3 protein-coding genes are annotated in these 2213 nt (G+C 49.5%); all 3 read left to right on the forward strand.

Annotated elements, in window-relative coordinates; all coding sequences use genetic code 11:
* Positions 1 to 634, forward strand: a 634-nt coding sequence (locus tag HWQ67_RS16850) for a hypothetical protein (RefSeq protein WP_218253849.1), incomplete at its 5' end; no start/stop codon positions are given.
* Positions 631 to 1104 (forward strand): hypothetical protein, encoded by a 474-nt coding sequence (locus tag HWQ67_RS16855; protein WP_218253850.1) that lies wholly within the window; start codon positions 631 to 633, stop codon positions 1102 to 1104. The genes HWQ67_RS16850 and HWQ67_RS16855, both read left to right, overlap by 4 nt.
* Positions 1088 to 2213 (forward strand): hypothetical protein (locus tag HWQ67_RS16860; protein WP_218253851.1); only part of this gene is annotated, 1126 nt, incomplete at its 3' end. The genes HWQ67_RS16855 and HWQ67_RS16860, both read left to right, overlap by 17 nt.

A 2213-nucleotide genomic window follows, 5' to 3' on the forward strand; every position in this document is an offset into this window, starting at 1 on the left:
AACCGGCAACGTTGCAGGTGCGTTGCTGCAACAGCCGCTCTCCATACCGGCCCCTGTTGTTGATATGACCATCGGCGGACATTGTCGTATCAACACACCTGGCATATCGGCAGATGCAACAGGCTTAACCGGCAACACGGCATCGCTCAATTGGCGACTATCTCCGCTGGAGACATCTAACACAGCATCACACTCGTCATCGTATCAAGGGGATATGACGCTTGGCCTGACAACGGCCTCCGGTGTTGTGCTGCCTGGAGCAACGGCAACGGCAACGTTGCAGACATCGGCGTTGCTTGCATCAGGTTGGGGGCTTGTTGGAAGCGTAGCAATAGGTGATGTTGGCATTCCTCTGTTGACGGACAACACGTTTGCTTACGGCAACATCTACGGCAACGGTGCAATTGTCATGCCCGTAGCGGATGTTGTTGCTGCGGATGGTTGGGCCGGAATGCTACAGCTTCCGTCAATAGGTCTGCATGTAGCAGGCAACACAGGCAATGCGGCCAACGCTGATTTGAGACTTCCGGTGTTGTACACGACAGGGGTTATATATGCAGTTGTAGCCTATGAGGGCAACACAACGTTGCTGTTGCCGATTGTGGACGCCCACGGCATGAGGGCCTACGTATGACAACGCATGTGATGAATTGCCGCAACGGTGCGCTTACGAATTATGATGCCTACGACTTTAATAGCTATGTTGACGCAGGCAACGGCGTTGTTCTTGCCGCCGGCATGGACGGAATCTACGAGCTATCCGGCGACGATGACAACGGACAGGCGATTGACGCACATATCCGCACCGGCAACCACGACTTTGACTCAAGCGCCATCAAGACTATCATTGACGCATACATCGGCGTTGTGGGCAATGGTGAGTTCGTGTTGTCAGTGATTACAGACAACAACGTCACAACCGTATACAGCGTTAATAGCCTTGCAATCCAGGGCCACACCGTCAAGGTCAATCTCGGCAAAGGCGCCAGGGGGCGGTACTGGACGATAGAGTTTGCAAACCTTAACGGCAGCGACTTCGAGCTTGATAGCATGGAGTTCAACGTTCAGATAATGACACGGAGGGCATATGCCTCTCTTGGGTGATTCAAACAAACCGCTGAAGATACAAATCACGGGGCCTGAGTGTGCTCCGTATGTCCCTTTCTGCAAGTCAAAGTTGTGGCAGTTAAAACAGCGGATGCTCAAAGAGGGGCTTACATTTGCGCAAAATCGGATTGAGTCCACCGACGGCACGTCTATATATCTCCAAAGCACGCCAAAATACGACATGATCCGCATTATGGGCAAGGGTGGAATCGCTATATTTCTTATCTATATCAGACACAAGGACGACCCGCTTGCCGGGATGCAGTACATTGCAGGCAAGCCTGAGTCAGACTATCGGGTCTTGTCCTATCGCTTCAATGAGGAGACGCAAAACCTTGAACCTTATAGCCTCACTCCGACATTGACGGTCAGAGACAGCGGCCAGAATCTTGTTGTGCAGAGCGGTGGCGGGGAAGGGCTTTGCACCCTGGCAAATGACTACACGTACAACGCATATATCAGTCTGAATTCCGAGTTAAAGCCTACGCAATGGGGTGTCGTTGAACACATATTCGATGGCAACAGGGTTATCGGGTCAGACATGGCATACGACCTGACAGGGAAGAAGTTTAACTATGCCTTTGGCGGCAGGAAGAAATACACATTAAATGCAGACAACGAAGTCGATAACCTGAATTTCCGATTCAGAGAGAAAATATTATACACAGGGCCATACTATTACGCATTAAATCCTTTTGTGATCCCTTCAGGTACATTTAGTCATTGGTGGATAGAGACAAAGCCGGTACATAAGGATATCGACGGCAATTACGTTGCCAGTGATTACGTCATGTCTCACGACATCGGCAACGATGCCCTTACCGGTACGGCGATGAAAGCAGGATATATGTGGAGAAAACAATACCCGATAGCTGTCATCAGTCCGACAAAAGCCTTAATTCGCACTATAGTTAATTCAGTGATAAGCGATGGGTCAAAGAAGAAGAACGTTACCGTAAATATCAAGTCAAGATATTATGGTGCATTTGACGGTGGTTACTTAAACGTTGAGCGTAACGGGGTCTTTGGATACTTTTATCAGGAGTCAGTTGCAAATATCAAAGAGGAGTTGTCTTTAGGAGGCGATATCCTTGAGTCTTTTAGCT

The sequence above is a fragment of the Candidatus Magnetobacterium casense genome, from assembly GCF_019173545.1.
Taxonomy (GTDB): Bacteria; Nitrospirota; Thermodesulfovibrionia; order Thermodesulfovibrionales; family Magnetobacteriaceae; genus Magnetobacterium; species Magnetobacterium cryptolimnobacter.

Bases quoted from the DNA above. Each gene is read 5' to 3' on its own strand.
- HWQ67_RS16855 (WP_218253850.1), top strand. From the start codon at position 631: ATGACAACGCATGTGATGAATTGCCGCAACGGTGCGCTTACGAATTAT.